Raw genomic sequence first — 12,571 nt, forward strand, 5'->3', positions numbered from 1 at the left:
TAATAAGTAGCTTTTTTTTTCTAGCTTGGCTTGATAAGATAACCCAAATTTATCGATTTTTCCTGGGGGGGCTACACACGAGGTCAAAAAGCTGATTGAATAATAGTTGCAGCCCTAAGACCTCTGGAATAATAAGCTCGTTTTTGAGGTACAAAAGCGATCAATTGTTCAACCTCATGAGCAAAAAATGACAATGAATTAAGCCAGGAATTAGCTTTCAAACCAATAGAAAAACCACTATTTCTTCTATAACGACGTTTTGATTCAGATGGACGACTAACATACTGGGCGACTCCTTTTCTTAGGATTAGATTTCCTTGAAAAGTCGCCATTGAATAAGCTAGAGTTCCTAATAATATCAAAGCTATTAATCTTTCCCCAGTTACTTGAGTCCCTTCTATATTATAGCCTCCTAATTTGAAATCCCTGAACATTTCTTCAATCCCCATTCTCTGAGAATAAGCTTCAGTTGCTGCTGATAAACTTCTTAAATTAGTTAAAATGTACCAAGGTTCTTTCTGTGATTTACCTCGATAGTTTCGTGACCATTTTGCAGCTAAATTAACTTCCCCAAATCCCTTAGAAAGAGTAACTTTTACTCCTTGATAATATAACGATGAACCCGGAGTTAATCCTAAATCTTTTAATTGAAACCAAATGTGTTCTTCTAGCTCCACATATTCATTTTTTTTCAGTCTTAAGGAAAAGGGTGTTTTCATTTCACCAAGCCATCTAGCCAGATCGACATTACAAAATTCTCTGTCTCCTAAAACTACTAATTTATAATTTTCTAGTAAAGAAATTACAGGGTTTAAAACTTCTTTCTGTGCTTGTAAATTACTATTTCCTTTTTTCGGTAGTAATTTGAAGTATAAAGGAATAGCTCTTTTATTATAAACTAAACTCACCATTAAAAGATTAATGGATCGCCATTGACTTCTATCAATCACCAAAAATAAACATTCTTGGGTTTCATATTGATTTTCTATCCATTCTAAAATAATAGGAAACCACAATGTTTCTATGTTTAACTGCTTTAATGGCAAGAATCGTTGTATTTTTTTGATACGACTCTTCTCTTTGATGGGACTAGGGAATTGGAAGGCGAGGTTTTCCAATTTTATCCACCGATGTTCTTGAATCAAATTAATGAGGATTGAAAGAATTAAAAACTGAATAGAATTTAAATGTTTTTTGAGATGTTTGGTGTACAATTGGGGCAATTGAATCATTTGTTTTCAATAAATTAAGCTTATTGAGAACGCCGTCCGATCTTGACGGCGTTTTTCCGACTCAACCCCTGATTATACAAGGCTTTTAACCCTCAGTGTCGCCCCCCCAGCGATTTTTCTAAATAATTAAATGAAGCGATCGCCAATTTGCAACCTCAAAAAAATAACCATACTGAAACAGTTAAGCTAATAATTAAAAGCTCAACTAACTAGGGGTTAAATAATTTTTTTTTACAAGTTAATTAATCCAATCGTAATTATGAATTCCAGCTATTAAGTGCGCTCTTAATCCAAATCTCTTCCCACGATTTCGATAAGGATAAGAGAGTATTTTAAAGATTTTTCATCGTCTGTTGATATGCTCTACTATAACTCGTAATCGATTAAGTTCACGATTCGATATTTTTTCATCTTGGGTTAACTTTTTTCCTTTCTTCTTCTTAATCGGTGTTTTACTTAATTGATGAATTTTCACTATTCCTTGATAACCTTTATCAGCAATAACTTTAATTAAATCTCCAAATCTTACTCCACTATTTTTGAAGAGTTTAAAATCATGAGTTTTTCCTTTTCCGTTGGCTAGGCACACAATTAAACCACTTTTTTGTCCAATTATCAATTGTGTTTTTAGTGTATGTTCTTTTTGTTTTCCACTATAAAATTGTTTTTGACGCTTTAATGGTCTTTCAATTTGACTTTCCATAACATCCATTACTACCAATTCTTCTTCCGTCTTAGTTTGCCATAATTCTTTCTTTCCAGGTAGTCGAAATTGACGAGATTTAATTAATATATTTTCTATTTTATGAACGATCCGACAGACAGATGACTCGGATATTTTCCAATCTGAACCAATATGATAATAAGTCCTATATTCTCTCAAATATTGAAGCATAATTAAAATTTGGTCTTCGACGATTAATTTGGGTTTACGCCCTACTTTCTTTTTTTCTTGCTCTTGAGTTTTTACGGTGCGAACCATCACTCTGAAAGTTTTTTTTAACTCCTGTTAAACGCTTAAATTCTGTTGACGGTAATTTTTTAGCTTGCCAATATTTCACGATTAAATTAATTTTATTTGCTCAATAATTGTCTTTGATAATTATACAATTATTTTTGTTCTCTTCCCTTCGTTAACTTTTTTTTAAAGAGCGATCGCTGTTTGATGAGAGTTGCTCCCTGGCAAACTCAAAAAATGGACAATTTTTTATTATATCACGAAAAAATTTTGCAAGAGGTCTATTAACTTTCTCTGCCAACCTGTTTTTAAGAAGGAAGGGCAATGACAGCAATGTAGCCATCTCCGTAGGTGCTGTAACTGCGGAGGTTTTATTTTTTTTATTCAGGTACAGTCAAAGCAGAAGTTTCTAGCTCTTGCATCTATTAAGTTAATTTCTATTTTTTGCCTCTAAACTTCTGCCCGCAGTGAAGTTGTGTCGAAAATTTTTCCGCTTTTATCCAATTTAAAACATCCTAGATATGAAATATTTAAAGTTCTGCGGTCTTCGGCTTGATTAATCCCTTCTTCAACAAAAAGTTCGATCACCTTTACGATTGAGGTCAGGGCGAATGCAACGAATAGGAACTTGAAACTTAAACTGCTTGCTCAATCTAGCTTGTCCTTCCAAAGTCAGTAACTCCTCATAAGTTAATTGATACGGCTGGATACCTATACGAGCAAATCCCAGTTCAATGGCAAGAACATACGTTTCTGCCCAATTAGCAGCAAGGCGATATAAACCTTGGTCGTCCTTGCAGTAACGTAATTTTGCTGGTAACATAGCAATCAAACTGCGAACCATGGCATCTTTATTTTCTCTGTAAATATGAATCCAATAGACAGGCATGGCTTGAGTTGCCATATGCCAAGGTTCGATCAAAAAACTTAGACGGGGATCTTTAAGCCCCCATGACCCAGTATGATTGCGAATCCTGAAATTGATATAAGCTTTAATGTGCTGTACAGCATCAGGATTGCTTCCCAATACGTAGCGCGGGTTATCCCAGTTACATATTTTTCCCAAGCCATTGCGCCCCATAAGTCTGTTGTGAACTAAACGAGCTAGAGCATCTTCTTGGTTTCCACTTGGAGAATCTAAATCTGGTGAGTCACTGCCAACAAACATTTGGATACCTTGTTCGCGCAATACTAAAGCTAGAGCAGAAGTTCCCGACCGCGGTCCACCTACAATTATGTAAATTGGTGATTGTGTTGAGAGATGAGAAGATTTCATGAAATTTTTTAAAGAAGTCTCAAAACTTATTACTCAGTTTAACGAAACCGACATTCAATTTGTTTGAGCAGCATTGTAGCATAAGAACCTGTAGGGAGAAAGAAAGACATGGATAGCTTAACTTTACCTGGGTGAAATTCATCGGATTCTGGCTCTTGACAGTAAATTTTGGTTGGGACTACTAAAAGACGGTTTTTCTTAGATGTAACTAGGTTTCCTTCTTCCTTCAATTGAAAAGCATCTATGGATAAATACAAAGGGATTTGTGTTATGTTCGTCGTCGGAATTTGCAATTTTCCTAGTTCAAGCTCTGGTAAATCTTTTGTATTTAAATATGATAATTCTTTGAGGAAATTAGAGACTTTTTGATTCCAAATATTGCTATTGTAAGAAGAAATAAAGAAAGAGACTAGTTTATATCCTACTTGGTTCAAAAAAAAGTGACGGCAATTTTCTTCAGATTGATTGGTTGGGAGATTGGCTTCGAGTTCTGGAGTTATGTTTTTTGTGCAGCAAAATTCTGCTAAAGCTGACTTCCAATTACCTTGAATGATTAATTCTCCAATTAAGTGGGCGTTGTAGGGTCCACCGGGTAAGCCAAAACGCTGAAGATCGTAATAATTAATAAATTCAAAGTCATTATTTAAGTGGAAAGTTTCTGCTATCTTATCGGCTAATTCTACTGCGACTGAACGAACTGTGACAGTAAAGGTATTACCATGTAAAGCCTTTGGTGTTACTGTTTTTTTTCCGTATCCCAAAATTTCTTTGATAGTGCAGATACCAGGACGATTAATATGTTGATTATTAAAACGAAGAACATCATTTTGATTTAGGTGTTTACGAACTGAAATCGTTTGTAGAGTAATCCCATCTTCGTCCTTTAATCCTTGGGCACTAACATCTTTGGGATTGAGATCGAAATATTGACAGATTATTCGCTGCACTTCAAAAGTTGTGTATCCTACTTTTTCTACCCAAATATAGGTGTATGTAGCATCTTCTCGATCACAAAGTTTTGGAAACAGAGAAACTTCTTTAACTAAAAAGTCTTTTGGTGTATGCTTAACTTTGAAAATGGATTTTGTATATTTCATGAGCTAGGTAATTGTAGGTGTTTTTGGACTCAGTACGAGAAAAAAATTTACAGGTGGGATTTTTTCAGCAACCTAACAATTATTATCCTTGACTTGAGCCGACAAAAATATAAAGAAATATTAAAATTTGGGTAAATAGCTATTTCTGTAAAGGTTTCTCTTTAATTATCGAGGTCAGATTTGACCGTGCTTGGCTTGGCTGGTTGTAGAGATGGGTTTTATCGAAGCGAGATCGCAGTGGACAAGCCATATTACGCGTAACTCCGTCATTCTATCAACGCGTATCTTCTAATATATTTGTTTTAATCGGCGCGAAATTTTAATACATTAGTTTTAGTTGTCGCCGGTTATTTAATTTTTTAATATTTCAAGCGATGGCTAATTTAAATAGGCCATCATATTCAGCTACACGGATTTTTTTCATTTCTTTACATCAAGACCGCTCTAGTTGTCAGTTTAGCCAAGCCCTGCGTTAATTATTTAAAGCTCATTGCGCATCTCGTAGGACATTTTGACTGAGAAATTGGGGAAAAGTTAGGAACGATCTTCTAGGTAAATAAAACCTCCATTCCTAATATTATGTGTCTGAAGTCCTTGCTTCCACGACCAGTTATAATGGGCGGCACAGATCATCTTAGCAAGATCGCCGTGGGTAACAACAATAATATTTCGAGACAAATAGGTAGTTTTCAGGTTTTCCAAAACTCTTTTAGCCCGGGTTAGTAGCAGAGGAAAGCTCTCAGAACCCTCTGCATCTAGAAAATAGTTGACCCCATCAAATTGCAAAATTTGCTTGCAATAATATGGAATGTCAGCGATCTTTTTACCTGTTAAACATCCAAAATCTCTTTCAATCAATTCAGGACACACTTTTAAATGCTTACAACTTAAATATTCTGATATTATCTTGGCACTAAAATAAGCACGTTTGAGTGGCGATGTGATAATTACTTCAGGATGAACAGACAAAAGTTGAGTAGCTGTAGATTTTATTTGTGCCTTGCCTGCTTCTGTTAACCCTAAATCTCTGTGCCCGTTAAGTATCCCCTTGGCATTGTCTTCATCTTGACCATGACGAACAATAACAATCATTATTCAGCTCACTTAAATAAATAAAATTCTTGCCGGATAGTTTCATTTAATTCACAGGGTTGCGTTTCAAGCATACCACTTCTAGCATAAAGATTCTCTCCATGACCTACATGGTAGATTGCCCCAGGAAACGGCAAAGGATTAAGGTCGTTTCCCTGTTCTGCGAAGTGTTTTTTTAGCCACCGGTGACTACCAAGAATATAGAGAAGGTAATATTCATCTATCTCTGTCAAAATTTCTTTCTGAGAAGGTTTATTAGGTAAAGTTTCAGGGATTTGATAAAGATCAGAGCGAATTATATGACTGGTTCCACAATATAAATAAAACTCTTTAAGCAAGCCCAAAGAGTCTTTTTGGCGGTCATATAGATATCCTTGGTTGAAAAACCAGCCGTTTTCTTGACTGTTATTGGCAACAAAACCTACTAAACGATTGCTAATATAGTCGTCAGCATCAAAAAACATGATGTGACTACAGGGGTAACTTTTTGCATGCTGAAGTCCTAGCAGGTATTTGCATCCGCGATCGATGCGTAATGCTGGCATACCAATAGATGCAGTTTGAAGAGAACTTGGAGGTGGAAGCTCAACTTCAAGATACTCAATATTGGAATGTTGGAATGTTACCGCTGGTTTCTCATTACAGACTACTAACACTCGAAAACGATCATCAATCTGATTACAAACGGATTTCAATGTTATCTCTAACAGAGAGGTAACCAGTTCTAGGCTTTTACTATTCCGATTTTGAGGATGCCTCAGAGAAGTGATAAATGTTAACATGAGCCAAAAAATATATTCTGGTAGATTTACGATTAACGTTCTGTTTTATACCCTGACGTTTCGCTTGCTACAAGCTTACGTAGAAGGTACAAACATGGACCCACAGACTTGAGAAATGGGCGAGTTACGGATGACAAAGCAAAAGGCCACCGGGGTAAGTCGTCGGAGTAAAGATGTGAATCTAATAAGAGTCGAGTTAAAGACCAGCGAGTCCAAGCTTCAAGAAAGAAGAACCCTATAATAGCTCCTGCTATTAGCCACATACCTGTCAAGAGAGTCACTAGCAAAACCAAAATTCGCATAGGCCCTGTGGCAGCCCACAAAATATTGGCCATAGCTTGCTCAAACAAACCTCGAATATGCCGAAATTTAGCTGGAGAACTAAAATAAATAGCCGCACGTTCATAAGGGTGTTTATAGTCTGACTGACCCTCAAACCAAGTTGCACTTTGCCGTATAAAATCAAAGATATGATTTGGAACACTACAGAAATCAAAGAAAGGCAGTGGCACAATCTTTTGCTCTGCTAAGGATAGCATGATCCCTGTTGGTAGATCATCGATAGGGGTTGATTCAGGAAATCCTGCCTTTAAAAGCCAATCTGCGCGGAGAAACTCGCCGTGTCCTATACAATAAGTAAACGTTCTCCCATAGCGTTTACCCTGTGTAAGTTCAGCGTTAATCTGTAGTTGACGTGGTATCTCAATACAAACCGACCGCGCTGTCTGTAACCAAGCCTCATTTTTCATGAATAGGTCTAGGTTGTCTGTATCTTGTAAATAAACTGGGTATTGCTGAAACGCTGCTGAACGTTCTTTATTAGCAGCAATGGATAGAGCTATTAGACTTAGACGAGAAGGTCTCGAATCTGCATCATACACTCCGATATAAGTGGAGTCTGGCGTAGTAATCCTACCCTGCTCAGACAAAACATTCAAGGCATAATTCATCTGACTAGCTTTGTTTCCATGTATATTGGGATAGTGAATATGCAAAATGGGAAAGCGAAAGTCAATTTCCTTAATAACTTGTTCAATAATGTCTTTTGTAGAGGGTCTTTTAATGAACTGTTTTATAGTATTTTCAACCACTTGAGGCTTTGTTAAAAAATCTTTAGCCCAAGATTGAAGGCGATGGGTAGCAAAGTTAGATGAATGTTTCCACAAAAAAACATTCCCTCTATGTCCTGCTTTCAAGTCCTTTACTAGAGCTTCAACAGCTTTTTCTTTCTGTAGCTGTGTTACCTCTTCTCGCTCAGTAGTAATAGGTACAACAAGCACACGATCTACTGAAAAGGATAAAGCATTTATAGCAGCTAGTAGCGGAGCTACATTTTCCTGTTCGCCGAGCATGGGAAGAAACAGAATAATTTTAATACAAGGAACATGATTTTCATTGGCTTCTAGTTCCTGGATACTTTGCTGCTGTTCAACCATTTGTGCAATGGTATAGCGGCCAATGTAGAAACGCCAGAGAATATTTATTACTAAACTTAAAGTGTAAAAGTATACTAAAGCTTTGATAAGAGTCATCAATTGGGTCATAAATATTCGCGCTGGTGATGAATGATATTAATTATTTTTTTGAGGACCGAATATTAAATCCAATCCTTACCAATATGATAATGGCTTCTATTTCTTGCCTAACGCTTGAAAAGCGAGTGCAACGGGTTGCAGTCTATTTTTTAGTTTGGCGATCGCCGTTTCATCTAACCACCTCATTGTAACTTGATTTTGCCCACATTTTTGATGCGTTTGCCCGGCCTCTAGCTACCTGTAGAACGGTAATATTTTAAGGACAGTCTCCAGATTTGCAGACAGATTAGTAGAAAAAGAAAGCCAGCTAAAGGAGAGATCAACTGAAAAATCAGTTTGCTCCCCAATGGATCTTGATGGTCGAGAATATTTAAAACTGGATAATAGCTCACACAAGCCAAGGGAATAACAAAAGTAAAGAAACGGCGAAACCAAGGCTGGTAAATGGCTAATGGATACTGAGCCGTTTCTACACCTCCATAAGTCACAATATTCATAATTTCTAGGCTTTCCGTACTCCAAAAAGATAAGGTCGCCTGAAGGATAATCAATCCGTAGAAGAGACAAGCACCACTTAAAATAGTTGCCATCAAGAAAAAAATTTTATCTAGATGCCAAGTAATATTAAGAACTGAAGCAGACCAAAATAATACCAATAATCCTTGTACTAAACGTCCAAACCGACGTAATGTTATTTCCTGTGCAGCAAGCTGTAGAACCGTGCTTCGTGGTCGTAGTAGGAAGCGATCGAACTCACCACTTTTCAAAAAACTGGGGAAAAGTTCAAACCCACGAGAATTTGTATCGCACAGAGCAAAGGCTATGTTAACAATACTATAGAAAAAAGCAATCTCCGGCAAACTCCAATCCTGTAGGTGATCGAAACGAGTTAGTAGGATAAGAATTGCCACAAATTCAAGTCCTGTACTGAGGAAATTCCCAATCAATAAAAGAATAAAAGATGTTCGATATTGCATCTGAGAACGAAGGGATGCTTTTAAATACTGACCATAGAGAAATAAATTATCCAACATAATTATCCTCCTTGAATCACAAGACGACGAGTACCAAAAGCGAAAATCAAGCGACCAAAAATAACAAATGTTACAATCCAAGCAAGTTGATGCAATACTGCCGATCCCAATTCATAAGGTGGAATATGTCCGACATAAAGTTGTAAAGGAACGTCAACAAGGTCTCGAAAAGGAAGAAAATTAAGAATAGATTGAAACCAGTCTGGAAAGAAAGGTAAAGGTACAATAATCCCAGAAAAAATCAGCACAAGAATATTTATAAATTGGTTTATACCTTGACCTGCAATTGTCCAAAGTAGAATAATACTAGCTAAAGTAGATATGGCACTTGTTAACAGCAACGCCCCTAAGAGAGCCAAAATTGCTGCCGCTCCTGCACCGAAGGAAGCAGGTGGTTTCAGCCCAAAAAAAAGCAAAGCCAATGCGAAGATAGGTAAAGTTCGTAGCAATACCTGAGCAAGACGGCTTGCCATTGCACGGAAGTACCAAAAACTGTAGAGGTCTACTGGTTTTAGTAACTCATAACAAACAGTACCAACACGCATCATTGTCAGCAGATCATTATCAATTGAGAAGATACTTACAGAAAACATGGCTTGTCCAAGCCAGACATAATCTGTTGTTTCTGAATGTGTCATTGGTTGTTCAATCACATTAGAACTGTAAAGTGCATTAAAAATCATGACACGGATCAAACCCCAAAATAGTTGGGTAAGTGTTCCAAATATCGCTGCTGTTCTATATTGTAAAACTGTACGAATTCTAGCACTGAGAATAGCAAAGTAAGGACTCATCGTTCTCCTTCGTATAAACGAGCAATAATTTCTTCAATGGGTGGATTCTCTACAAAGAGATCCTGTACTGGATATTGAGCAGTGATGCGGCTAATTAGATCGGTAACAGGAGTTGTATCTGGAGAAAAGCGTAGATGAACTCGTTGATTCTGATGATAAATGACCTCAGCATCTGGATCTTGGATTTCGGGGATTTCCTCAGCAAGATCGATAATAAGTAGACGTTCTTTGGATACGCTAGATCTTAAATCCCTTAGGCTACCATCGGAGAGAATTTTCCCTTGATCGATTACGATGACCCGATCACATAGTGCTTCAATGTCATCTAAATCGTGGGTTGTAAGAATAATTGTTGCTTTTCTTTCCTGGTTGAACTGTCTAATAAAATCACGAACAGCCAATTTGGATACTGCATCTAACCCAATGGTGGGTTCGTCAAGAAAAAGTAGCGGAGGACTGTGGAGTAAAGCTGCTACGAAATCCGCACGCACTCGCTGACCTAGACTAAGCTGACGTACAGGGATATCCAAGAATGCAGATAAGTTTAGTGTGTCAATCAACTCATCTCGTTGGCGGCTATAGTCAGTGGTTGGTATTCGATAAATCCGGCGCAGGAGATCGAAAGATTCGATAACTGGAAGATCCCACCACAATTGAGTGCGCTGACCAAAAACAACACCGATCTGTCTAACGTGTTCAATGCGGTTTTCCCAAGGTATACGACCAAAAACTTCACAATGCCCGGAATCTGGAAACATAATTCCCGCCAGAATTTTTACGGTACTAGATTTACCAGCACCATTAGGACCAATATATCCAACAAGCTCACCTTGCTCTAAGGTGAAAGAGATATGATCGAGGGCATAGATTTCACGATAATTACGATGAAAAACACCTTGAAATGAACCCCAAAGTCCAGGCTGTCGTTCTGCAATACGATAGGTTTTCACTAAATCTTTAACAATAAGTTGAGACATGAGTTTCTTTCAATTATCTATCAAATTATTCTTCTAAAGACTATTCGTAAAATAAACCTTAAAAAGCTACGGGTCTTGGTATCAAAATATACCGAAGAGAACCCACATTATCATTGCTGGCTCAACAGATGATAAACTTTAATGTCCTTTACAATAGCTACCAAATCAGTCTTCTCGTTGGTTTCCCAAAGAATAATACAAATTGATCCCTGTGTAAGTTCATCACTAAAACTTTGAAGTAATAGTTCATCATTCACATAGAGGCGAAATACTGCTCCACAAATATCAATCCGCAAAGCATACCATGTTCTGACTTTCATGTCGAAAGGAACAGAAGCCATATTATTTTCCCACTTTCCTCTCACACGGCGATCAAAGAATGCTCGTCCAGCTTCAAATCTATACCGATAACGATTGTCAAAATCTTGATATCTGAAGTTAAAAGCAAATTCTCGAAAGTCAGTAACTCGCTGTACTTGCATATGCCAAGATAGATTAGTCCAGGAGTAGAATAGAGGGTCAAGATAAACATAGCACCATTGATCTGCGGAAAGAGTTTTTCCTGAAAAGCTGATTCCCTCGGAGGTAAATTCAACGTCTTGGGGAAGTTGATATTGAGAATACAATTTCCATTCTTTGGCAGAATTTAGTGAATGATAATTATACAATAGTTCAGATGTTATTATCCATTCTTTTTTTTCAAGTAATCCTAGTGCTTGTGGTAGTTGGTCAAAGTAGCGATGATTCCAGTTAGGTACTTGATAATCTGTACATTTTTTGCATTCTTCGATTAGAGTGGGGACATCTTCCATCTTTTCAGCCCATTTTACGAAAGCAAGCTCTTTAAACCAAAGAATTCCAAAACTCATCTTGTGTCCAATAGAAGGTAATGCAACACAAGGGCGTTGGCAGACAATAGCAAAGATTAAACCGTGAAATCTATCTGTTACTACTACCTCTGCTTGCTCAATTTTAGCTAGAGTTTCTTCAACAAATGTCTGTCTTTCATGGGGGAGAACCGGGTCTGACCTTCGAATATCCATCAGTATGCTATTGTGGGAGAATTTGGCGATTAATGCTTCTTTTTCTTGAAGGGAAAAAGCCGATTCAATATCATTATCATTTCTAAGACAAAAGACAATCTTTGCCTTATGATTTTGGCGTTTTCTCGGGGGAAGGGTAAGTACAAAATCTGGGATACAGAAGGTGGGTGTTTGTGGTAACAAGCTTTCTGAAAGGTGAGCACTGTATAAATCTCGGCATAAGATCGTTAATTTATGATGAGCCTTATAAATTTCACTAGTTTTTACAGTTTGGCTTTTACCATGTTCTGTATTAGTAAAATAAATAGTTTGAGGGAGACTAATAATTACATTTTCTTTAAAAGTTTGTATCAATCGTCTTCGAACACTCTCCGTTGACATATAGCGATCGCCTAAATTCCCTCCACTATGAAGTATGATGATGTCGTCTTTAGAAATTAAATAACGAAGAGATGGTAGAATTTTTGTAACTTGGTCTTGATCGAGTTCCAAAATTAGTAAGGAGGGAAAATGCTTACGAAGCCAATTTTGAATAGCAATAACTTGTGCTTGATCTCCTGCATTTCTAATCCAAGGGGGCGGGAGTAAAGCATAAACTATTTTTCTTTTTTTTATTAGATTAAGGTGTTTTAGATAAAAAAGAGTGTTTTTCCATATGCCTCTAATCCCAAGGGGGACTGGGGGCAATTCAGCATAATATAGTCTGCCTTGTTTTGAAGTAGAGTTCATTTTCTTCGCTTTGAAAATTAGC

Annotated in this window: 10 protein-coding genes and 1 pseudogene; all 11 read right to left on the minus strand. The window is 37.1% G+C overall.

Annotation, left to right across the window (positions count from 1 at the left end; translation table 11 throughout):
- Positions 1-83: 83 nt before the first annotated feature.
- The 11 genes and pseudogenes from CYAN7822_RS32095 to CYAN7822_RS32145 all read right to left on the minus strand — a co-directional run bounded on the left by CYAN7822_RS32095 (position 84) and on the right by CYAN7822_RS32145 (position 12,549).
- Positions 84-1,232, minus strand: a complete 1,149-nt coding sequence (locus tag CYAN7822_RS32095) for an IS4 family transposase (RefSeq protein ID WP_013335058.1) — start codon at positions 1,230-1,232, stop codon at positions 84-86.
- Positions 1,233-1,470: 238 nt separating this feature from the next.
- Positions 1,471-2,293 (minus strand): annotated as a pseudogene (locus tag CYAN7822_RS32100) (IS5 family transposase).
- A 465-nt stretch (positions 2,294-2,758) separates the two neighbouring features.
- Complete coding sequence (locus CYAN7822_RS32105) at positions 2,759-3,358, minus strand: sulfotransferase family protein (protein WP_157872042.1); 600 nt, start codon at positions 3,356-3,358, stop codon at positions 2,759-2,761.
- 146 nt (positions 3,359-3,504) lie between these two features.
- Entirely contained in the window at positions 3,505-4,563 is a 1,059-nt protein-coding gene (gene truD / locus CYAN7822_RS32110; protein ID WP_013335060.1) for a tRNA pseudouridine(13) synthase TruD, read from the minus strand.
- Positions 4,564-5,097: 534 nt separating this feature from the next.
- Complete coding sequence (locus CYAN7822_RS32115) at positions 5,098-5,655, minus strand: histidine phosphatase family protein (protein WP_013335061.1); 558 nt, start codon at positions 5,653-5,655, stop codon at positions 5,098-5,100.
- Positions 5,656-5,663: 8 nt separating this feature from the next.
- The gene (locus CYAN7822_RS32120; protein WP_157872043.1) at positions 5,664-6,350 is read right to left on the minus strand and encodes a glycosyltransferase family A protein; all 687 of its coding nucleotides are present in this window, start codon (positions 6,348-6,350) and stop codon (positions 5,664-5,666) included.
- 119 nt (positions 6,351-6,469) lie between these two features.
- Complete coding sequence (locus tag CYAN7822_RS32125) at positions 6,470-7,873, minus strand: glycosyltransferase family protein (RefSeq protein ID WP_157872044.1); 1,404 nt, start codon at positions 7,871-7,873, stop codon at positions 6,470-6,472.
- Between the two features lie 329 nt (positions 7,874-8,202).
- On the minus strand, positions 8,203-9,006 hold the full coding sequence (locus CYAN7822_RS32130) for an ABC transporter permease (RefSeq protein WP_013335064.1): 804 nt from the start codon (positions 9,004-9,006) through the stop codon (positions 8,203-8,205).
- 2 nt (positions 9,007-9,008) lie between these two features.
- A complete protein-coding gene (locus tag CYAN7822_RS32135; RefSeq protein WP_013335065.1) occupies positions 9,009-9,800 on the minus strand; it encodes an ABC transporter permease in 792 nt (263 codons plus the stop codon).
- Positions 9,797-10,777 (minus strand): ABC transporter ATP-binding protein, encoded by a 981-nt coding sequence (locus CYAN7822_RS32140; RefSeq protein ID WP_013335066.1) that lies wholly within the window; start codon positions 10,775-10,777, stop codon positions 9,797-9,799. The genes CYAN7822_RS32135 and CYAN7822_RS32140 overlap by 4 nt, the downstream gene beginning before the upstream one ends.
- 110 nt (positions 10,778-10,887) lie before the next feature.
- Positions 10,888-12,549 carry a polysaccharide pyruvyl transferase family protein gene (locus CYAN7822_RS32145; RefSeq protein WP_013335067.1) on the minus strand — a complete coding sequence of 554 codons (1,662 nt, stop codon included), beginning with the start codon at positions 12,547-12,549 and terminating at the stop codon, positions 10,888-10,890.
- Positions 12,550-12,571 lie beyond the last annotated feature (22 nt).

This window comes from Gloeothece verrucosa PCC 7822 (assembly GCF_000147335.1).
GTDB lineage: Bacteria > Cyanobacteriota > Cyanobacteriia > Cyanobacteriales > Microcystaceae > Gloeothece > Gloeothece verrucosa.